At 43.3% G+C, this 21111-nt stretch carries 19 protein-coding genes and 2 pseudogenes; 13 read left to right on the top strand and 8 right to left on the bottom strand.

Annotated elements, in window-relative coordinates; genetic code table 11:
* Window positions 1–284 precede the first annotated feature (284 nt).
* From BJP37_RS28445 to BJP37_RS40220, 3 genes and pseudogenes are all read right to left on the bottom strand, one after another.
* Window positions 285–1710 (bottom strand): annotated as a pseudogene (locus BJP37_RS28445) (IS4 family transposase).
* A 347-nt stretch (window positions 1711–2057) separates the two neighbouring features.
* Window positions 2058–2540 (bottom strand): annotated as a pseudogene (locus BJP37_RS28450) (cobalamin-dependent protein); the annotation flags it as partial.
* Between the two features lie 48 nt (window positions 2541–2588).
* The gene (locus tag BJP37_RS40220; RefSeq protein WP_158069811.1) at window positions 2589–2753 is read right to left on the bottom strand and encodes a hypothetical protein; all 165 of its coding nucleotides are present in this window, start codon (window positions 2751–2753) and stop codon (window positions 2589–2591) included.
* 138 nt (window positions 2754–2891) lie between these two features.
* Here BJP37_RS40220 and BJP37_RS28455 point away from each other — a divergent pair, with 138 nt between their 5' ends.
* Together BJP37_RS28455 and BJP37_RS28460 are read left to right on the top strand one after the other, a co-directional pair.
* Window positions 2892–3146, top strand: coding sequence for a type II toxin-antitoxin system HicA family toxin (locus BJP37_RS28455; RefSeq protein ID WP_075903871.1), 255 nt, complete (start codon window positions 2892–2894; stop codon window positions 3144–3146).
* On the top strand, window positions 3143–3475 hold the full coding sequence (locus tag BJP37_RS28460; RefSeq protein WP_075903874.1) for a type II toxin-antitoxin system HicB family antitoxin: 333 nt from the start codon (window positions 3143–3145) through the stop codon (window positions 3473–3475). The genes BJP37_RS28455 and BJP37_RS28460 overlap by 4 nt, the downstream gene beginning before the upstream one ends.
* A gap of 744 nt (window positions 3476–4219) precedes the next feature.
* Here BJP37_RS28460 and BJP37_RS28465 read toward each other — a convergent pair.
* Complete coding sequence (locus BJP37_RS28465) at window positions 4220–4441, bottom strand: DUF3134 domain-containing protein (RefSeq protein ID WP_075903876.1); 222 nt, start codon at window positions 4439–4441, stop codon at window positions 4220–4222.
* 73 nt (window positions 4442–4514) lie between these two features.
* On the opposite strand from BJP37_RS28465, the gene BJP37_RS28470 reads away from it, so the two are divergent.
* Window positions 4515–5099, top strand: a complete 585-nt coding sequence (locus BJP37_RS28470; RefSeq protein ID WP_075903878.1) for a PAP/fibrillin family protein — start codon at window positions 4515–4517, stop codon at window positions 5097–5099.
* A 145-nt stretch (window positions 5100–5244) separates the two neighbouring features.
* Here BJP37_RS28470 and BJP37_RS28475 read toward each other — a convergent pair whose 3' ends face one another.
* Together BJP37_RS28475 and smc are read right to left on the bottom strand one after the other, a co-directional pair.
* Window positions 5245–6243 (bottom strand): PRC-barrel domain-containing protein, encoded by a 999-nt coding sequence (locus BJP37_RS28475; RefSeq protein ID WP_070395043.1) that lies wholly within the window; start codon window positions 6241–6243, stop codon window positions 5245–5247.
* A gap of 347 nt (window positions 6244–6590) precedes the next feature.
* Window positions 6591–10583 (bottom strand): chromosome segregation protein SMC, encoded by a 3993-nt coding sequence (smc, locus tag BJP37_RS28480; protein WP_075903880.1) that lies wholly within the window; start codon window positions 10581–10583, stop codon window positions 6591–6593.
* A gap of 336 nt (window positions 10584–10919) precedes the next feature.
* On the opposite strand from smc, the gene coaD reads away from it, so the two are divergent.
* The 3 genes from coaD (at window position 10920) to BJP37_RS28495 (ending at window position 13951) form a co-directional block, all read left to right on the top strand.
* Window positions 10920–11474 carry a pantetheine-phosphate adenylyltransferase gene (coaD, locus tag BJP37_RS28485; RefSeq protein ID WP_075903882.1) on the top strand — a complete coding sequence of 185 codons (555 nt, stop codon included), beginning with the start codon at window positions 10920–10922 and terminating at the stop codon, window positions 11472–11474.
* Window positions 11381–12127, top strand: coding sequence for a F0F1 ATP synthase subunit B (locus BJP37_RS28490; RefSeq protein WP_229415474.1), 747 nt, complete (start codon window positions 11381–11383; stop codon window positions 12125–12127). The genes coaD and BJP37_RS28490 overlap by 94 nt, the downstream gene beginning before the upstream one ends.
* A 279-nt stretch (window positions 12128–12406) precedes the next feature.
* Window positions 12407–13951 (top strand): flavin monoamine oxidase family protein, encoded by a 1545-nt coding sequence (locus BJP37_RS28495; protein ID WP_075903886.1) that lies wholly within the window; start codon window positions 12407–12409, stop codon window positions 13949–13951.
* Between the two features lie 120 nt (window positions 13952–14071).
* Here BJP37_RS28495 and BJP37_RS28500 read toward each other — a convergent pair whose 3' ends face one another.
* The gene (locus tag BJP37_RS28500; protein ID WP_075903888.1) at window positions 14072–14359 is read right to left on the bottom strand and encodes a type II toxin-antitoxin system TacA family antitoxin; all 288 of its coding nucleotides are present in this window, start codon (window positions 14357–14359) and stop codon (window positions 14072–14074) included.
* An 84-nt stretch (window positions 14360–14443) separates the two neighbouring features.
* On the opposite strand from BJP37_RS28500, the gene BJP37_RS28505 reads away from it, so the two are divergent.
* The 7 genes from BJP37_RS28505 to BJP37_RS28530 all read left to right on the top strand — a co-directional run bounded on the left by BJP37_RS28505 (window position 14444) and on the right by BJP37_RS28530 (window position 19884).
* Window positions 14444–15073: a Uma2 family endonuclease gene (locus BJP37_RS28505; RefSeq protein WP_075903890.1), complete on the top strand. Its 630-nt coding sequence runs from the start codon at window positions 14444–14446 to the stop codon at window positions 15071–15073.
* A 259-nt stretch (window positions 15074–15332) separates the two neighbouring features.
* Window positions 15333–15749: a XisH family protein gene (locus BJP37_RS28510; RefSeq protein WP_075903892.1), complete on the top strand. Its 417-nt coding sequence runs from the start codon at window positions 15333–15335 to the stop codon at window positions 15747–15749.
* Entirely contained in the window at window positions 15737–16072 is a 336-nt protein-coding gene (locus tag BJP37_RS28515) for a XisI protein (RefSeq protein ID WP_075903894.1), read from the top strand. The genes BJP37_RS28510 and BJP37_RS28515 overlap by 13 nt, the downstream gene beginning before the upstream one ends.
* A 673-nt stretch (window positions 16073–16745) precedes the next feature.
* Window positions 16746–17333, top strand: a complete 588-nt coding sequence (locus tag BJP37_RS37710) for a hypothetical protein (protein WP_143727847.1) — start codon at window positions 16746–16748, stop codon at window positions 17331–17333.
* Between the two features lie 32 nt (window positions 17334–17365).
* Window positions 17366–18424, top strand: coding sequence for an Rpn family recombination-promoting nuclease/putative transposase (locus BJP37_RS28520; RefSeq protein WP_075903896.1), 1059 nt, complete (start codon window positions 17366–17368; stop codon window positions 18422–18424).
* A 142-nt stretch (window positions 18425–18566) separates the two neighbouring features.
* On the top strand, window positions 18567–19193 hold the full coding sequence (locus tag BJP37_RS28525) for a type I restriction endonuclease (protein ID WP_075903898.1): 627 nt from the start codon (window positions 18567–18569) through the stop codon (window positions 19191–19193).
* Between the two features lie 43 nt (window positions 19194–19236).
* On the top strand, window positions 19237–19884 hold the full coding sequence (locus tag BJP37_RS28530; RefSeq protein WP_075903900.1) for a Uma2 family endonuclease: 648 nt from the start codon (window positions 19237–19239) through the stop codon (window positions 19882–19884).
* Between the two features lie 264 nt (window positions 19885–20148).
* Here BJP37_RS28530 and BJP37_RS28535 read toward each other — a convergent pair whose 3' ends face one another.
* Window positions 20149–20775 (bottom strand): FMN-dependent NADH-azoreductase, encoded by a 627-nt coding sequence (locus BJP37_RS28535; protein ID WP_075903902.1) that lies wholly within the window; start codon window positions 20773–20775, stop codon window positions 20149–20151.
* Between the last annotated feature and the right edge of the window lie 336 nt (window positions 20776–21111).

Below are 21111 nucleotides of genomic sequence, written 5' to 3' on the forward strand. Positions count from 1 at the left end.
TTTTGGCATCTTGTCGCTCAAAAACCTTGTACTTTTGTGGGAAATCCCTGGGTTTTCTTGGGGAACCTTGGGGTGAAACTCAGATTTGTCAAGCTGTGTAGCCTCTAAAGTCGCTTTGTCGACTTATTCAGCAAGCCCTAAAAGCATTTATTGACTTGACAAAGCTGAATTCAACAAGTAGAAATATAGCAATTCATACCGATTAGTAAAGGCCGAGGGGGGACTGATCAGCTTTGCAATCGGTTATTAGTCTTTATTATGGTTATGTAGCCTCTTCTTACGTACTAAGATTCATCAAAAAAAGAATTATGACAAAATAGCCAAGTACGGGCAATATCATCTAATCTTCTTAAACCACGCCAAAGAGTTTTAACTCCAGGAGCACCATCAGATTTTCGCCCCAAGAAACCTCCCAATTGTGCAATCCAACCAATAACTTCTCCTAAAGTAGGAGGACGAGTAAAGGGATATTTTTTTTCATGAATAGTAGCGTAAAGAGCTTGCCATTCATAAGGTTCTAAAACTACAGAACAATCCGTTTCAGGATGACAACGAGCTTGATACGTAAGCCAAAGTAAACGCCAAGCCACAATCGAGTAAGTTGCCAGAGCCATCTCTAAACGTCGAGCAGTGTCTTGATGCAGTCGCTCATGGGGGAAACCCCCAAGACCGCGCTGCATCGCTTCTTAATTGAAGTTTTTCCAGACCACAACCACTTTTTAAAGTATAGTGATAACGTTCGATTAGCCAACGATAACTATACCATTTAACATAACGAATTGCCTGGGAGCAATTACTAATTGGTAAATTAGTCAGTAACAACCAACTAATTGGCTCTTCTGACAATGGTGGGTCTTCTTCTACCGCTAAAATGACTTGTAAGTTGATGGCTGCTAAGTGTTTTGGCCATGGACGGTTTTGAGGCGCTTTAATAGTTAAACTGGTAAACCTAATAGTTAATTTAGCACGACGAGCTTTCCGATTTAAATTGCGTTTTAATTCTACAATTAGTTCTCCCTGAGGCTGAACTTCTTCTAGGGCTTCTTTTAAGTGTTGATCAGAGTCCATTAAACATCTGTTTTGAGTAGCTCTAATCAAGAAAGCTGACTCCAAACTACTACAGGCAGCAAATAAATCCTAAAAATCGGCTTCTCTATCGGCAATAGTCACGACTTTTTGACCAGAAGTAATTAACTCTTTTGTTGCCCTTAATCCCAATAACCATTTATTACTTTCCTTGGTAATGGTTGGTTTTTGATGACGGGTTGACGCTTTTCCTAATTCTAATATGTCTGAAGCCCATACTTGTTGGTTTATCAGTCCTAAGGGAATTCCTTCTGTGGTCACTGCTATAGTCGAGTGTACTTTCAAACCCCATGAATATTTACTATCAAGATATCCCATTCCTTGAGTAGCTGGATGATTAGTATAATTGAATTCTGTTGTATCCTGAATAGCTAAGATCCAATCCTGTTCTGTAATTCTTTTTAGAGTCGAATCGATGTGAGCTTGTCTAATCTGTTCTGGTTTTATATATGGGGAGTCCCAAAAGTCATAAGTGGCTTTGGTGGCTGCCCAAGTCCCACAGGCTTCTGGCACAGTTGCTGACGGTTTTTTAGATAGATTATCTACGATGAGGATTAATCTTTTGGTTCGTCGAACATCTCCCAATTGAGCATTTTTTAATTCGGCTGTAGCCCACCCTGACATCAGCTTGCTCCTATACATTTGCTTTCATATTCTAATATGAAGATAGGATCAATTTCCTGATATCTACCCCTATCACGCACACCCGAGGGTACCCTGAGCCTCAAAATTATCTCCTGATCAATGTCAACTAAATTAACATGATTCCCCCAAAATCCCCTCGTGCCTATCACGATTTTTCGCTCCTTTTTGGCAAAAGGCTTTTCCTATACAAACTGAGCGAGAACGTGGGACGTCAAGTTTTTTGATCACAGGAATCATATCAAGTTACTTTTGTCAAGTTTTTTGTAAAGAAATATGTTTATAAAGCATAGCTGTAAGGACGGGGCGCGATTACCCAAATTTTTTGGTAAATCGTAGCGGGGAATTGGTGTTTTGGTGACATCTGCCCTTTCGCCATGAGCACGGAATACCCCCGAAGTCTCTCCCAGAGCCAGTGCTTCAACAAATCTCGGTAGGGTAATCTCACCCTCATCTAAAATCAGAAAGTCTACTCCTGCTTCTTGAGCTTCCTCTGCTATAGAGGTGACATAGGGACCACCGACGGCTACCAATTTGCCCCGCCTTTTCCCCTCCCCAATCAGGTGGAGCAGATCGGGTTTCTGGACAATCATACCGGAAACGATCACCACATCTGCCCATTCCCAGTCAGCGTCAGTTTCTAAACTAACATTACGGTCTACTAAGCGGAATTCCCAGGTTTGAGGAAGAATAGCTGCTACGGTAATCAGACCCATCGGGGGTTGAGCGACTTTGCAGCCGATCAGTTCTATGGCTTTATCAAAAGACCAATAGGATTTGGTGAACAGAGGAGACAGGAGTAAAACTCTCACGTTTGATGTTGAAATCAAGAATAGTAAAATACTATAGCAGTTCTCAATTTAGGGAATCGGGAATCGGGAATCGGGAGTCGGGAATCGGGAGTCGGGAATCGGGAGTCGGGAATCGGGAGTAGCAGTAGGGTGGGCAAATTTTGAGAATTTGATCATTTCGTCAGGTATGATGCCGATTTGCCCACCAAACCAGATCAGGGGTAGGGTGGGCAAATTTGGAGAATTTGATGATTTGACCAGCTCTGATGCCGATTTGCCCACCAAACCAGATCAGGCGATCGCACTGCAACTAAATTTAGTTGCATGATCGGGTAATACTTTTTACAATTAATTACTAGATTGGGTGTCAAGATGACTCGACAAGAGAAGCTGATCAAACGTCTTCTAAGTAAGCCGAAGGATTTTACTTGGAATGAATTGACCAAGCTTTTGTCCGGACTCGGCTTTGAGGAGGTCAAAGGTGGAAAAACAGGCGGTTCAAGGCGGCGATTCATTAACTCTGATGGCGTGGCGATCGCTCTACACAAGCCTCATCCTCACAACACACTCAAGAAGTATCAGATTGAGCAAACGATCGATATTCTTAGGCACGAAGGATTGTTATGAATAACTTGATGAAATACAAGGAATACCTGGGCTCGGTAAATTACAATGATGAGGATGAGATTTTATACGGGAAAGTAGAGTATATTCGTAGCCTGATCAGTTATGAAGGTCAGGATGTTGAATCTCTTCGCGCCAGTTTTCACGAAGCAGTGGATGATTACCTAGAGCTTTGTCAACTCAAAGGGATAGAACCGGAAAAGCCTTTCAAGGGAAGCTTTAACATCAGACCTGGAACCGACCTTCATCGACGTGCTGCCTACGCAGCTATTGAACAAGGGATAAACTTGAACCAGCTAGTGACAGAGGCACTTGAGCAGTATCTCAGATAACCGCTTGACCCTGCTTCAAGCGAAAGGCGGCGGAGTGGGAGCGATCGCACTCATGCACTGCCAACCTAGGGTGTGGGGTGTGGGGTGTGGGGTGTGGGGTGTGGGGTAGGCTGTTTATTATGGGCCTTTTTCGCGGGAGATCGTTCACACCGGGATTGAGCTTTGCTCACGCTACGCGAACGCGTACGGCGATAACGCCCAGAATGGATATCTAGCAAGAGATACACTGTCTCATACTATCAGACAAAAAGGAAGTGCATGAAGTTTAAGCTATGGCCATCGCACAAAGTGAACAGCCTACTGCCAACCCTACAAGAACTAGCAACAGTAGGGGTAGGGTGGGCAAATTGTGAGAATTTGATGATTTGACCAGCTCGCCCATTTGCTCACCAAACCAGATCAGGCGATCGCACTGGTCTCATTTGTGCTATGTTTTAATTCGAGTGATGGGTTGTTATTGTGCCGTTTGCATCTACGCTAAATTCGGTCTCAAATGGTATGGGTTTAGTGTCGCCAGAAATGCAGTTGTTAGACTGACCAATAATAGTGAATATCGGATCAGTCAATTCATGGATAATTAGGTTTTAAAAACGGTGTTTTTTTTGGTATAATTTAGTTGATAAAACAGAAGTTCAGAAATGATTCAGCAACGGTTACATTGTGAATCATTTCTGATGGCTATTCGGTTCCAATTCGGCTAAAATTATTCGCTAAAACTAGACTATTTGGTAAAACTAGTTAGTGTTAATTCAAACTTTCTTCCTCCTCCTCGTAGCTATTGTCCTCTACCCCCATCAGTTCAGAGATTTCTACGTCATCACCTAGGGGATTTTCTTCCTCTAAAATCTCCCGTGGGATCAGGCGATTATTAGACTCTAACCAATCTAAAAGGGAAGTTTCTTGCTTAAGGGGAATGACCTCAGCGAGTTGATCACGATGTAGTTCACGTAGAGCAGGATTGTACATAGGCGTCTTCAGCTAATATGGACAAGGTGAAAACCTTTAACTTTGAGTCTAGCAGTCAGCTAGAGGAAATTTTATGATTGGCAAGGCGGAACTCTTAGAAGCGATCGCAGGAAAGAATCGTGGTCTATTAGCAAGCAAAACCGATAAAACAGCAATACTCGCAGCAGTTACTCAACTGGAAGGGAGAAACCCCACCCCTCGACCCCTTGAGGCGCAAGACTTGCTAGATGGTAACTGGCGTCTGCTATATACCACGAGTCAAGAACTTTTGAATCTTGACGGATTTCCCTTGGTACAACTGGGTCAAATCTACCAATTTGTTCGTACCTCAGATACTAAAATTTACAACATCGCTGAATTATCTGGTATTCCTTATCTCGAAGGTGTTGTCTGTGTTTGTGCTAAATTTGAGCCAGTATCTCAATGCCGGGTTAATGTTAGGTTCGAGAGGTCTATCATTGGCCTACAAAGCTTGCTGAGCTATAGCTCTGCCAATGATTTCATTGAGCAAATCGAAGCTGGCAAAAAGTTCCCAGCTATTGACTTTCCCATCAATAGGGACAACCAACAGGGTTGGTTAGAGATCACCTATCTTGACGATGACCTGCGCATTGGACGGGGGAATCAGGGGAGTTTGTTTGTGTTAACCAAGAAATAAGTAGGGAGTAGGGAGTAGGGAGTAGGGAGTAGGGAGTAGGGGTTGGGAAAATTGAGTGTACCTCATAACTATGATCAACGCTATATCTGTTCCCTAACCCTCAACAAACAACTGTCAACAAACAACTGTCAACAGTGATCATGTATTAGTAACCAGCCTCTTCTTCGTATTCTGGAGCTTTCTTTTTCTCAGGAATGTTGACTCGCGGTGCTTTGTAAGGCTCTGGGGAGCGGTCATCATCCCAGGCATCACCCTCGACTTCGTACTTGTCATAGTCCTGGGTGTTAGTTTTACCATAGTTTGGCTCAGGTGAGCTATAGACTGGCTGCTCGTAGCGCACTGGCTGAGGGGACTCTTCCCGTTCATCGCTCCAGTTATCTTCTTCTAATCTGGCTTCGACATACTTCTTCGGAACTGGTGCTTCTCGTCTGATCGGCTCTAGTTCTGGCTCTTGCCAATCGTCATCCCAGGCATCTTGAGCTCGGTTGGCATTCTCTACTGTCTGAGAGATCGGAGTACGTATTGGAATCCCGGTTCCCAGTTGATTTTCTGGTCTAGCCGTTGGAGTATAGTAGGGGTCTTCTGTGTCCTTTTCCCAAGGGGGTCTGCCAACCCCCATACGTTCTAATACCCCGACGGTTAACTGGACCAGATGCTCTTGAGCTTCCTCAAATACAATTAATCGGTCTGGACCACTGCTGACAATTTCATCAATGGGTAGCTCATAAGTACTAATAACCTGGTCGGGTATTTGGGGCAACCCTATCGATGCAATGATTAGGGCGGAAACGGTGCCATCTTCTACATTGAACTTGAAGCCTCTAACCCGACCTAAGAGTTCACCGGTTTCGGTGATCACTTCGCTGTTAATCAGGGTACTATAGGCATCGACATCAATATCTTCGATAACGTCTTGATCATCTACCAGGATGACATCACCAAATTGTCGAATGCTGCTCAGGAGCATGTACTTTGGCATACCGGCTACTGCCAGGAGGTTGTCTCGCAGACCCAGTGCCACAACCTGGCGTCTGTCTATATCTACCAAGAGCTCCTTGACGACTCCGAGGCGTTTGCCATTGTCACGGGTAATTACCTGAGTATTTAAGATATCGGAGCGTGGACGAATTTGTTCCGTTGTCATTATATCTCGCTTTTCCTGAGCTATACTCCTGATGGATTAAAAATAAATAATACGTGAGCATTAATTACGTGAGCATTCAGCTAAAGGCCTTGGCCGTTGGCCACGCTACGCGAATGGCCACGCTACGCGAACAGCTTTCAGCTAAGGTAATGCCACCCTGAGGTTAATCAACAGACTACAGAGGTTATATATAACCTCTGAACATCGGTTTTTTTTCCTACATCACCCCCTTCGGACGAGGGGTTCGTGGGTCGGTTCTCTCCAAAATCAATCATGAATAGCTTATAGCTGATCAGCCTTGGGCTTAATGCTTACAATAATACTGGATTTGATGAATGGGATTTTATCTAGTTAACCGTACTTTTGGGTGATAGTTTTAAACCCAATACTTGAGTGTATGCTCCCCTGGCTTGGGTAACACCAATGGTGCGTTGAGCAGACTCAATCATAGGACGGCGTAAGCTCACTACAATAAATTGCGCAAGTTTAGCCTGTTGTTTGATCATTTTAGCTAATCGCTGGACATTTGCCCCGTCCAAAAACATATCGACTTCATCAAAAGCATAAAATGGCGAGGGACGGTAGCGTTGTAGGGCAAAGATAAAGCTAAGGGCTGTGAGGGATTTTTCTCCTCCTGACATAGATGCTAGCCGCCGCACCGGTTTACCTTTGGGGTGTGCCACCAGGTTTAGTCCACCGCTAAAGGGGTCCTCTGGATCATCGAGTTGTAAATAACCATCCCCATCGGACAGTTCAGCAAAGATGGCTTGGAAATTTTCATTGACGGCATCAAAGGCTTCTTTGAAAGCACGGTATCTCAAGGTGGTAAAGTTTTCTATCCTTAGCAACAGTTCAGTACGTTCACCAGCTATGGTTTCGAGTTTCTCAGACAGTTCTTGGAGGCGAGCTTGAGTTCGGTCATATTCTTCTAAGGCCAGCATATTCACGGGTTCCATAGCCTGTAGACGTTTCTGTCCGTTGCGCAGTTCCTTTTGTAGTTGTTCTAGTTGAGCAGCTAGGGAGTCAAGGGCAATTCCCTCTGAGCTTTTTTTATCACTAGAGGGGGAATTTTTTTTGACAATTGGAGGTATTTCTGGTATTGGGTCTGGTAATTCAGCAGCTTGGTCTTGGAGTTGAGTTTGGAGACTAGCAAGTTTTTCTACTCTAGCAGACTGGGTTTCTTGAAGTTTTTGCTGTTGCCAAGAGGTTTCTTGGTGTTGTTGGCGCAGTTTTTGTAGGTGTTGCTCGGTGCGATCGCGTTTTTGTTTCTCTTGCCCCAATTTCTCCTCTAACTGGCGTAAGGCAAATGTCGTTTCGGTAATTTGCTTGGTGAGTGTTTCTAAGTGAGTGTTAATTGCTGATTGCTGCTGTTGCCAAGATTCGATTTGGGTTTGATAGTCTGCTATTTTGCGGTGGCCTTCGGTAAGTTGATCCCTCAGGCGCTGTTGCTGATTCTCCTTCTGTTGTAGCTGTTTCTCGGTATTTCTCAAGGCTTGTTCACACTCGCGCAACTGAGCTTCTTGGGTTTTAATGATGTTCTGAATCTGTTGCCACTCGTTATGAGTTTGAGACTCCTCCAGTTGAGCCAGTTGTTGCCGTAAGTCGGCAAGTTGGGATTCTTGTTGGGGTAACTCTATCGCTATGGTCTCTAGCCGTTGAGTAGCGGCGGAGAGTTCTTGGTTGTTTTTAGCCAGAAGCGTACGCATTTGGCCTTGATTGCTCTGAGATTGCTCAATTTCCCTTTGTAACTGTTCCAAACGTAATTTGGTTTCCGAGTGTTTTGCCCTAGTTTCTGTCAATTCCTGGGTAATTTGTTTGACCGAGGCAGATTCGGTAGTAATCAATCCCTCGCAATGGTGTAATATCTGTTCAATTTCCCCTAACCGGGTTCGCAAGCTACGGATTTCAGAGGACTCCATGGTGTCACTGGTACCAAAGTGCAATCCCGAACGGTGACTGGTGCTACCACCAGTCATGGCACCGCTTATTTCCAAGATTTCCCCATCTAGGGTAACAATGCGGTGTTTGCCCAAGTAGGTACGGGCATCATTGAGAGTTTCAAAGACTACTGTAGACCCAAACACGTAGGCAAAGACTTTTTGGTAACGGGGGTCGCAATCGATTAGCTTAATGGCGTAGTCAACAAAGCCCTTAGCATACCGTAGCACAACCGTTTCGGTAAATGGCCTGGGTTGGATTTTGGTCAGAGGTAAGAAGGTGGCTCTGCCAGCGCGTTTTTGTTTGAGGAGTTCGATCCCAGCCGCTGCTACACTATCATCTTCTACCACTAAATTCCCGAGGCGTGCGCCAGCGGCAATTTCTAGGGCTAGCTGATAGCGGGGTTCCACTCTACCCAATTGGGCGACTAATCCACAAACTCCCATTATACTACTTTCTAGGATAACTTTAGTAGCATAAGTCCCTTGGGCTTCTTGTTGAGCTTGGGCTTGGGCTTCTAGTTTATCGAGTTGCCGTTGTTTTTGCCGTTGTTCCCCGAGCAGGCGAGTTTGGGTTTGTTGTTGGAGTTGTAGTTGTTGTTCGGTATTCCCTAAGGATTGGGCGAGGGACTGGACTTGTTGGGAATAAGTGGTTAATTGAGTTTCTAATGCCACAGCTTGGGTTTGCTTGGTGGCGATTTCTGGTTCTAAGGTTTGCAGTTGCTGGGTTTGGTCTTGGATTTGCCGATTTAGCTGATTCTGACGCTCTTGGAGTTGAGCTTGCTCGGTGCGTTGGGGGTTGATGGTTTTGAGTAGGGTGTCGATCTCCTTGGTGAGGGTGGTTTGTTGTTGTACCCAGGCATCACTAGCGGCTGCGATCGCATTGGCTTGTTCTCGGCTTTGGTTGAGAGCAGCTTGAGCCTCATCCCGTGCCACTTGTAAGGAGGTTTTAGACAAGGTCTCTAGATCATTTTTTTCTGCGATCAACTGTTCCAGGGTTTGCTCGACTTGTTGAATTGTCTCTTGTGTACGTTGGAGATTAACAGCGGCATTTTGTAGGTTATCAGTTAGTTCCTGCTGTCGGGTTTGTAGTTGACGTTGTTCAGCTTGTTGAGTGGCAAGGGTGGATGCGATCGCAATTTGTTCTTCTTCTCCTAAGGCTTTGACCCGAGCATTGAGTTGGTCAAGTTCAGTGGTAGTTTGGTTAATTTGTTCCTCAATGCTAGTAATCTGAGCAATAAGCTGGGCTTTTTTTGTATTAGCAGCATCAATTTGCTGTTGGACTTGGGATACTTGCTTCTGGAGCAATCGCCATTTTAGAACAATTTCCCACTGTTGCTTTTGTTGGAGTTCAGCACGGAGTTTTTGATATTTCTCAGCTTTAGCACGGTCAGCAGCTAAGCGATCGCGTTGAGCGGTCAGTTCTTGTTCAATAATTCGGCAGCGTTCTTCTCGCTCTTTAACAGTGGCCAGGGTTTGTTTAGTTTGGGTAATTTTGCGGTCAAAGGCAGCAACTCCAGCTAATTCGTCAATAATCTCCCGCCTTTCTCTGGATTTCATTGAGATAATGCTAGTGACGTCTCCTTGCTGGACAACATTGTAGCCTTCTGGGTAAACCCGCAAGCGATTGAGTTGTTCATGAAGTGCAGTAACAGTACAGGGTTCACCATTGATGTAGTACTGGGAACTGTAATTACCTTGTTTAGTGACTCGCAGCCGTCGGGTCACACTCCATTCTAGATCAGTTGCAGGTTGGTCAGGGGTTGACGGTTGTTCGAGTAGCGTGGCCTTTTGGCCAAGGTTAGTTGGTTGAAGGTTAGTTGGTTGAAGGTTAGTTGGTTGAAGGTTATTGGGTTGAAGGTTAGTTGGTTGAAGGTTAGTTGGTTGAAGGTTATTGGGTTGAAGGTTATCTGGTTGAAGGTTATTGGGTTGAAGGTTATTGGGTTGAAGGTTATCTGGTTGAAGGTTATTGGGTTGAAGGTTATTGGGTTGAAGGTTATTGGGTTGTTCGCGAACAACCTGTAACTTGCTAACCTGTAACGGTTCCTCCAACTCTTTAACCTGTAACGGTTCCTCCAACTCTGTAACCTGTAACGGTTCTTCTAACTCTGTAACCTGTAACTCGTCATAGTTATTGAAGTCAGATAAGTCAAAGGTAACTGTGACACTGGCTTCGACAGTGCCTCGATGTTCTTTATTGTGGTTAACTAAATCAGGAAGGCGTTCAGCTCGCATTCCTTTGGAACTGGCGATACCAAGACAAAATAGAAGAGCATCAAGGATGTTGGATTTGCCTGACCCGTTTGGCCCAGAAATTACGGTAAATCCTTCCAGGAGGGGGATTTTTGTGGTGCCGCCGAAGGATTTGAACCGCGAGAGTTCCACTCGCTTGATGTGTACCATAGGCGTTTCTGGGTTTAGGTTAACCGGTTGGTCACACAGAGTGTGCGTACTGAACACATTGCTGATCAGCGTAGCATGGGCAATAGGCAGATGGCGCAACTGATGGGTTAAAAGATGTAAATGGGTTAACCGATGGAATGGATGGGGGGACGGAAGGGGGACAGTGTGGGGCTGCAATTAAAATGCTCTATACTATATCAAAAAAACCAATAACTAATGACTAGTGACTAATCACCAATGAGTTAACAAACTAATATTTCACTAATAGTTCAGTATGTCATCGCCGTGAAACAAGCTATATAATCACTCCTTGAACCCATTGGTAATACTTGCGTCGTGATTGCAATCTATCCAGGCAGCTTCGATCCCATTACCCTAGGACACCTTGACATCATCCAGCGTGGCTGTAGACTCTTTGATAAGGTGATTGTGACGGTGCTGCGCAATCCAAATAAATCTCCCTTGTTCACAGTGCTTGAGCGAGTCGAGCAGATTAAACTTTGCACCCAAGACTTACCTAATGTGGAAGTGGACAGTTTCACCGGTTTAACGGTGGAATATGCCAAACTGAAGAAAGCTCAAGTACTGTTGCGAGGGTTAAGGGTGCTTTCTGACTTTGAGAAGGAACTCCAGATGGCTCATACTAATCATACCCTCTGGGATGAAATCGAAACGGTTTTTCTCGCCACCTCTAACGAATATAGTTTCTTGAGTAGTAGCGTAGTCAAAGAGATTGCCAAATTTGGCGGCTCCGTCGATCATCTTGTCCCCCAACAGGTTGCCTTAGATATATACCGATGTTACGCCAAGAATCATCCCGGTACGACCCACCCGAGCAAAACAAACCCCCAAACCCGACTGAATCCTTTAATCCTGGATCAGGAGACATAGATATTCAGGGGCAATTTAACTATATCGAGGACATAATCTTCGATAGCCCCCACATCCCGTTTACCCGGCGCACCCTGATTGATGAAGAACTGTTGCTGGCTCAACTCGACTTGGTGCGGGAAAATTTGCCCTTAGCTTTTCAACAAGCTACTAGAATAATTGAAGAACACGATGCAATTATCCAGCAAGCTGAACAGTACGCTCAAGAAATCATTGAGACAGCTCAGCGGCGTGCTGAAATGATTTTAGATGAACTCGGTATTATTCAGCAAGCGGAACACGAAGCCCAACAAATCAGCCAACAAGTTCAAAAAGAGTGTGAGGCGATGCACAAGCAAACGGTATCGGAGCTTGAGCAGATGCGCCGCAAAGCTCAGCAGGAACTGGAGCAAATGCGCCAAATGACCCTAGCGGAGTGTGAGGAAATTCAAAATGGGGCAGATGCCTACGCTGACGGAGTGCTCTACAATATTGAGCAGCACCTCAGTGACATGCTTAGAGTAATTCGCAATGGACGTCAGCAACTCAATGGTCCTGTCAAACCCCAAAACTCTGGCAAGAAAGATAATGGTAAGAAAGACAATGGTAAGAAAGACAATGGTAAGGGGGGTTCACGCTCACCTAAAACCCCATCGAAGTCAAAAAAAGGATGAACGAAGGATTAAGGATTAAGGATTAAGGATTAACTAAGAACTAAGGACATTTCTAGAACTTATTAGGTACAGTATTTTTTGACGCTTATTACCTGAAAACCCTCTTTTATATTGCCTTTTGCATTAAAAGGATAATAAGTTTCGATAATCGTTATTATAATTGCAATATTTAATTTATTCGGTTGTTAAAGAGCCGCTAAGCGATTGGCCGTAGGTCACGCTACGCGAACGCATTTTTGATGGAGAATCAGTTTAAGCCCTAATTTAGGATAACACTGGATGTTTAACCCTTACCGCCATACACAAGAGTTAGAGCGACCTTTTTCCTTTGAGCGCCTGTATCGTCATCCTGGTTCTCTTAGTTCCTACGATCAAGGTGGTACTCGCAAACGAATTGCGATTATCGGTGGAGGAATTGCTGGGCTTGTTAGTGCTTATGAACTCAGTCAACTCAACCATCAAGTTACTATATTAGAAGCTGATTCTCGCCTTGGAGGAAGAATTAAGACTCATTATTTTAGTGATGGTACTTATGGGGAATTAGGCGCAATGCGAATTCCTACTAGTCATGGCTGCACATTACACTATATAGATAAATTTAATTTACCAAAAAGACCTTTTATTAATTACAATCCCGGCGCTTTTTATTATCTACGGGGTAAGAAAACTCGTTTAGATAGTTACCAAGAGTTGTTTGGTGTTTACAATTTAACCCCTGATGAGCAACAAGACCCAGGGGAACTTTACGACCAGTTATTGGAAGAATTAATCGATTCTTTGACTGAAAAAGAGAAATGGGAGTTATTTGCACCCACTTTCACCAGTGATCAAGTTATAAAATGGGATACCCTAACGGTTACCGACTATTTTCGCAGTCATCTTTCTCCCGATGCTTTTGAGTTACTCGGTCATGCTACTGGAGCAATTCATTACGACAAAGTATCTCTGTTAAATGGTTTAATTGACTTCTTTGCTTGGCATCGAGTAGAACAATATGAGCTAATCGGAGGACTGGAAACGTTAATTAAGGCTTTGGTTAAAAGGATATCAGGCATAATCCAGACTGAAGCCAGAGTAACAACTATAGAAATGACCGATAGAGGGGTTAGGCTGGTCTGGAATAAGCTGGATAAGCAACAAACCGCTGAATTTGACTATATTATCTGTACCATTCCTGCTACTGCTCTGGCTCAGATTAATTTTGACCCTAGTTTACCTAGCCAACAACGGGAAGCTATTAACAACTTGGGGTATTGCAGTTCCAGTAAAACTCTATTACACTGTACCGCTCGTCCTTGGGAATTTGCCGATCATGTCTATGGGGGTGGTAGCTTTACGGATTTAAATTTCGAAAAGTGTTGGTATCCTTCTGATAATGCTCAATTAGACTCAACAAACATTTCTCAACCTCACTTTATTGCTAAAGATAAGGATATTTCTTATCAGCCATCAGTATTAACGGCTGCTTATCGCTGGGAAGATAATTCCAGGAAATTTAGGACTTTAGAGGAAACAGCTAAAACCGATTTAACCTTAGACGAAGTTTCCCAACTGCATCCTGAGATTAAAGACTATACTGATGATATTATTCATAGTATTTGGGATGAAGATAATCAGTCTGGTTCTGGTTCTTATGCCTATTTTGCTCCAGGGGATCGGGAGAACTATCAACCATTACTTGGTCAAGCTTATCCAGTAGATAATCCCCGTGTTTTCTTTGCAGGGGAACACTTGGCAATTAATCATGCTTCAGTTCAAGGAGCGGTACAAACAGCTGTTTCAGCAGTTATTGATCTTCTCGAAAGTTCTATTTTTGAGATTTAATCGATTCTATTTATTTTCCTGGCTTCTCAAGCACTACCTAAACTAGATAAAGGCAAAAACAACAATAATGGATGCTCTTTAGTTCCTTCAAACCCGTATCTATCATAATAAGCAAGACGTTCAATCTTTTCCACTGAAAAAAGCCTGATGTCGTTGGATAGCTTCTTTTAAATGCTTATTAGGGGTGGGTGGATTCTCAATAAGACTAAAAATTATATCCGCATCTTGGGGTGATAAATGAATCACCTGTTCTGTATTAATCACTTTTTGGGCTTCTTTAACCTGAGCATGAACCATAAATTGATTTAAGGTTGCCCCCGTTAAATCCGCAGCCTTTTGTAAAGTATCTTTGACCGATGCAGGAAGCCTAGCTGTCACACGAGTATCATTAGGAGTGGTACTTGCCATCTGAATTTATGCCTCAATTTCTTTCACAATAACAGAATAGTGTCATTTTGTCACCATAAATTTCAGCTTCAAGAAGAACGATCTATGACTCAAGCCAAAGCCGAACCGAAATTATACAGCTTTGATGAATTTATCAGCTGGTATCCCGAAAACTCAGAAGTCCGGTACGAACTGTATGATGGAGTAATTATCGAAATGCCCAAGCCAAAGGGGAAACATTCAAATCTAACCGGTTCTCTGATCGAGCAACTATTGATAGTTATCAGGCAGATAGACAAAGGAGGCATTTGGACTATTCCTAGAGAGTCAATTGTTAAACCAAAACGGGAAAACTCAGGTTATGAACCGGACATTATTGTTTTGAATCAAGACGTTATGGGGGCGGAATCTCGGTGGGAAAGCGAATCAATTATTCAAAATCCTGATTCCGTCAAATTAATCGTCGAAGTTGTTTCAACTAATTGGCGTGACGATTACTACAATAAGCTTAGAGATTATGAAGAGATGGGGATCGAAGAATATTGGATTATCGATTATGCCGCATTGGGGGCGAGAAAGTTTATCGGCAACCCCAAGCAACCCACATTTTTTGTTTGTCATTTAGTTGACGGCGAATATCAGATGACGCCCTTTACGGGAAATACTCCCATTGTTTCCACGACTTTTCCCCAGTTCAAGTTATCCGCACAGCATATTTTTAACCTAGCTTTGTAGGAAAAGGTTAGCCATCGGCGTTTAGCTTAGTGTAAGTATTCAACTGGACATGATATCAGATCATCCCACGGCTAAGCCTTGAGCTTACCAACCTCACAGTTGGGCATTTCTGCCCCAGTCAAAACCCTTGCGGTCATGAGTCTTACTGAAAAGTTAAATCTTTTTCACTAAAAAAAGCCTGATGTGGTTGGATAGCTTCTTTTAAGAGTCTAGAAGAAATAACGTGAACTATTGCTAAAATTCAGGAAAAGCATATTATATGTCTGCTAAGGATTATTTTCATGAAGCTGTCAAAGGAGGACTAATTAAGGATGGATGGATTATCACTCACGATCCACTCTACCTGGATTTTGATAACGCTCGTATTCAAATAGATCTGGCAGGAGAGAAACTAATTGCAGCGGAGCAAGGTCTTGAAAAAATTGCTGTTGAGGTGAAAAGTTTTATCGGTTCTTCTACAATTTATGAATTTTACTTAGCAGTGGGACAATGTTTAAGTTATCGAATTGCCTTAAAAGCGCAACAACCGGAACGTAAACTTTATCTAGCGGTTCCTACCTATACTTACGAAGAATTTTTTCGTCGTCCTTTCGCACAACAAACGATTAAAGAATCTCAAATACACCTATTGGTATATGAGCCAAATCAGGAGGTAATTTTGCAGTGGATAAGTTAATTCAGTATCGTCGTTTGATTCAGGAAACCTTGGAAAAGCATAGTCTGGTTAAGTTAGCCAATGAAGATATCAAAGTCTATAAATTCTTCGATCCTGAGCAAGATCACTACCAAGTATTTCATGCAGGATGGCAAAATTATCGTCGTGTTTTTGGACCTTTGATTCACATTGATATTATTGATGGAAAAATCTGGATTCAACATGATGGCACCGAGTTTGGGGTGGCGAATGAGTTACTTGAATTAGGGATACCGAAACAAGATATTGTCCTAGGGTATCATGCCCCATTTATGCGTCAATTTGATGGATTTGCTGTTGGTTAGAAAGTAGATATTTATGGTTTTTTAGGGAACAGGGAACAGGGAACGGGTGCGTCCCTATCTCCCTATCTCCCTATCTCCCTATCTGCCTATCTCCCTATCTCCCCACCAATTACATTTGAGTCCGACGCCAAAAAAAGCCCTGGGATCAGAGGGGATTCCTGCTCCCTAAAAACCAATAATTTGTAGCTCAGTTAATAAAAAAATCAGGTAAATTTATTACACAGAATTGAGTCTAAAAATGGTTAATCAAACTAATTGCAAATAAATGTAAAATATTTTAATTAACCCTTGCATTTTTTCGAGGATTTATCTATACTATAGAAGGTAAAGACTGATACTAATAACCGCGCTGGTCATGCCCGTTAATCATATCCAGCGCGGTTTTCCTCCCACCTAAATAGGAGCTACTTCCATGATGCCAAAAAAATCACGATCATCAATCCTGGCTTTTCAGCAATCCACCGGATCTCTCTTGGGGATACGGCATTGTCTTGATGCAGTCGCTCATGGTTTGAATTTACCGTAAGATAGTGGAGCCTTATTAAAAAATATTTAACCCTTTTCTGCATAACCTGCTAACTATAAAGGCTCCACTATCTAAGGTTTTGTCTCCGGGGGAAACCCCCAAGACCGCGCTGCATCGCTTCTGAATCAAGGGATTAATATGAGTGGCATGGGCATACTGCCCGCCCGGAAATTGAAACGGGCAAGATGCCCGTTCCACCAAGATGCCCGTTCCACCAAGATGTCCATGGCACGGCAAGATGCCCGTTCCACCAAGATGCCCATGGCACGGCAAGATGCCCATGGCACAGCCAGATGCCCATGGCACAGCCAGATGCCCATGGCACGGCAAGATACCCATGGCACAAAACTATTAAAATCATCCCGTATTTATTCAACGACAAAATTTGTCCATCACCTTTTTTTAAACCGCTATATAGCACTATGCATTAAAGTTAGGACATTGATAAAAGCTGAAAAGCTAATGCACGTCAACTTTGAGGTGCGACCCGTGGCGAATTTAATAATTAGATGCGGAAAGCGCACTTTTGCCTTTTGCCTTTTGCCTCTTGCCTTGCCCGTAGCGCTATATAGGGATCCGTGTAGGAATTGTGATAATTTTTGTTCCCTACTCCCTACTCCCTACTCCCTACTCCCTGTTCCCTGTTCCCTGTTCCCTGTTCCCTGTTATATAACTGATTATAGTGCAAACCCTCCCAGCCAAAACTGTTACTATAAAATTCAACACATTAGCTAATAACTAAACGGTTTAATTAACCGTGTAAAACCATGAAATTCATCAGTCCTAAAACTGACTTTGCTTTAAAGAAAATATTTGGATCAGATCAGAGTAAAGATATTCTGATTTCCTTCCTCAATGCCATGATTTACTCCGGGAATTCGGTCATCCAAGATTTAGAAATTATTGATCCCTACAGTGCGGGGGATGTGGTTGATTTAAAAGACACCTATCTGGATGTTAAGGCAGTATTAGACAATAAAACGACTGTGATCATTGAAATGCAACTCTGGAATGTGGAGGCTTTCGAGAAGCGAGTCGTTTATAATTTGTGCAAAACCTACGGGAATCAACTTAAATCCGGACAGGGATATTTCGATCTCAATCCGGTCATTGCTTTAACTATCACTGATTTTAAGCTGTTCCCCTCAACAGAGAAAGTCATTAGCAGTTTTTACTTTCAAGAAGAAGAAGACCACTTGCCTTATCAGGAAAATGAGTTAAAGATGGTGTTTGTGGAACTTCCCAAATTTACTAAGCAGCTGGAAGAGTTAGAAAGTGTCGTAGATAAGTGGATCTATTTTATCAAAGATGCTCCCAGCTTAGAAGTTATTCCTGATCAGATGAGGGAAATCCCACAGCTGGAACAAGCTTTAACTATAGCCAATCAAGCGGGCTTGAGTGTAGAAGAATTGGAAAAGATCCGCAAACAAGAGATGTTCTTGGAGGACTGGCGAGGTGCATTGAGTCTAGCCAAAAGGGAAGGACGAGAAGAGGGAATAATAGAGGGAAGAGAAGAAGGACGAGTAGAGGGAAGAATAGAAGGACGAGTAGAGGGCAGAGAAGAAGGACGAGTAGAGGGCAGAGAAGAAGGACGAGTAGAGGGCAGAGAAGAAGGACGAGTAGAAGGCGAAAGAAGCTTACTATTGCGACAGCTTGAGCGCCGCTTTGGAAAACTAACAAGTAATGCGATTCGGCGAAGCCGACGCTACGCGAACGCATTGCTTGAAGCCTTGAATGCCCAAGATCTAGAACGCTTATCAGAAGCAATCTGGGATTTTCAGACCAGTGAGGATTTACTCAACTGGCTCCAAGAGCACTCTCACTAAGGGTAGCTATGCCTTAGTTGCCTAAAATCAGACTAGACCTCTTGGAAAAATTGGGAATCAAAAGGGATTACTTTTCACTTTCCTATGGACTTAACCTCCTACGTCCCTACTACTTTTTACTGTATTCAACCAATGACTCATTATGGTTCAAACTATTCAAGCTCAAGATCTTAGCCTAGAAGAACTGCAAGAACACTTTAAACTACAATTAACAACTGATCATCAATTTTTTCGAGAATGGCAAGACAACTTACCCTCTTTAACGGATCAGGAAAAACGTTCTCTCGAAAGAGTCCGCAGTAACTACTTTAACTTGGTCAATCGCCGCCCTCTCTTAGAAGAGGGTGTCAAAATGGTGGTTCTATCACCGTTACTCGATCTAGCTGGATTCTTTCAACCACCCTTTTCGATCAGAACTGAAACTTCTGTGGCAATTGCTGCTGAAGACAATCGAGTAATTGTAAGAGGCAGGATAGATGTTTTAGTAGTGCGACAGAGACTTTGGATACTGGTGATCGAATCCAAAAGTACCAAGTTTGATGTGATGGCAGCACTGCCTCAAGCTCTAGCTTATATGCTGGATGGATCCAACAGTGACAAGCCAAGGTTTGGTTTTCTAGTCAATGGGAGAGAGTTTGTGTTTGTTAAACTCCAACCAGCAGATGTTCCCATCTATGGTCGTTCTTACGCCTTATCTATTGACAGGGAAAATGAACTGGAGCAAGTTTTAGCTGCTCTCAAAGCTATTGGTCAATTGCTATTAGATTAACGTTTGATCTTTATCCACAATCCGAAATCATAGAACATTCACCATGGCTGTTACTCTCCTACTCCAACAACTTACCGTTCCCCCAGGCCAAAGACTGTTGATTCATAACCTAGAATGGGCTGAATTTGAGTCTGTTCTGGAAGAACTAGGGGAACATCGCTCTGCCCGTATTGCCTATAGCCACGGAACCTTAGAAATCAGAATGCCTACCCCAGAACACGAAGTCGATAAAGAACTGCTCGGTGATTTGGTTAAAATTTTGCTTGATGAGTTAGAAATCGACTGCGAGTGCTTTGGTTCCACTACCTTCAAGGGAGAAAATATGGACAGTGGCATTGAACCGGATCAATGTTTCTACATCCAAAACCACGCTAGAATGCGAGGCAAGCGGCGCGTCGATCTCACTATTGATCCACCGCCAGATCTAGCCATTGAAGTGGATGTTACCTCCAAGACTCAACTGGATGTCTATGGCAACTTAGGTGTGCCTGAACTCTGGCGCTATGAAAAAAATAAACTCAGGATTGACCTGTTGCAAGGAGGTGAGTACCGGCAAGTTACCACCAGTCCGACCTTCCCCAGATTACCAATTCCGGAGCTGCTAGCAGACGTTTTAGCTCAAAGCCGTGATACCGGGAGAAGTCCTGCATTACGAGCCTTTCGCCAAAGATTAAAGCAACTGCTTCTATAAATTAATATAGCAATTCTACGACTTGTGAGGTACAAATTTATGTTTTTTAGGGAGCAGGGAGCAGGGAGCAGGGAGCAGGTAAGAGGTAAGAGGTAAGAGGGAAAACAATCTTGTCTACCTGATAGTTATACAAACCGCCATATCCATTTAAATTTCAGTCCGATCCACTTCTGAAAAAGCCGGTCTACCCTCTCCCCATCTCCCCATCTCCCCATCTCCCCATCTCCCCATCAGCCGACCTTTACAATTTAAATGCGTGAGACCTTACCAGGTTTCTACTGCTTTCTCAAGCTCAGCACGGGCATTGGCCAAAGATTGCTGACGGGCTTCTTCCCCTAAATCTAGTTTCTCGGCATGAATAAACGTGATATCTGTAATGCCAAGTACTCCAAATATAGCCCGTAAAAAAGGTTCCTGATAATCGTAATCAGCAATAGGGCTTCCTGGAGAGAAAGTACCGGCACGAGCTGTAAAAATTAGCATTTTCTTTCCCTTAGGAACTAAGCCCCGATATTGACCAGGTTCGTCAAAGGTAAAGGTGCGATTAAATCGAAAAATTTGATCGATATATGCTTTGAAGGTAGATGGAACATTGAAGTTGTACATGGGAATGCCAAAAACATAGCGATCGGCTGCTAAAAATTCATCCACCAAAGTATCTGATACTTTAATTGCCTCTACTAATTCAGTAGTGCGTTTTTCGGGAGGACAAAATGCTGCAGCAATCCACTTTTCATCAACATGGGGCACAGGATTATGACCTAAATCTCGATAGCTGACGGTGTCGTCTGGATAGAAAGACTTCCAAGTTTGAATAAACCGATTAGACAATTGCCGAGAAATAGAGCGATCGCCACGGGGACTAGCATCAATGTGAAGAATATGGGTCATAATTAAGTTGAAGGTTGTTTGCCTGTTTGGTTGAAGGTTTAAGGTTTTTTGGTTGAAGGTTGAAGGTGGTTTGGTTGAAGGTTGTTTGGTGGTTTGGTTGAAGGTTGAAGGTGGTTTGGTTGAAGGTTGAAGGTTTTTTGGTTGAAGGTTGTTTGGTGGTTTGGTTGAAGGTTGTTTGGTGGTTTGGTTGAAGGTTGTTTGGTGGTTTGGTTGAAGGTTCAGAATATAACCTTTAACCTGGTAACCTGTAAACTCTAACCTGTAACCTGATAACCTGTAACCTGCTAACCTTCAACCTGCTAACCTTCAACCTGCTAACCTTCAACCTGCTAACCT

This window comes from Moorena bouillonii PNG (assembly GCF_001942495.1).
Classification (GTDB): domain Bacteria; phylum Cyanobacteriota; class Cyanobacteriia; order Cyanobacteriales; family Coleofasciculaceae; genus Moorena; species Moorena bouillonii.